This window comes from Candidatus Infernicultor aquiphilus (assembly GCF_002784285.1).
In the GTDB taxonomy this organism is placed as follows: domain Bacteria; phylum Atribacterota; class Phoenicimicrobiia; order Phoenicimicrobiales; family Phoenicimicrobiaceae; genus Infernicultor; species Infernicultor aquiphilus.
Window position 1 is genome coordinate 240 of record NZ_PFKO01000124.1, and the last position, 230, is coordinate 469.

The following is a 230-nucleotide window of genomic DNA, read 5'->3' on the forward strand; positions in this document are numbered from 1 at the left end:
TATCAATGGCCGTATGGTTGAGCTGGAGGCACTGGGTAACCCGATAAAGATTTGGGGTGTTCGCCGAATAGGTGGTGCGCCAATTATCCAGAGCGGGCCTCTGAAAGGAAAGGCTCTTGGTGATGTTATTGAGCATTTCGGCGAACTAGGTATTGCGGAACATCTCACACCTTTGCAGCGGCAATATGCTGAAACACTAAAGGCTTTCCTTAAGGATTTTGAGGAATGGG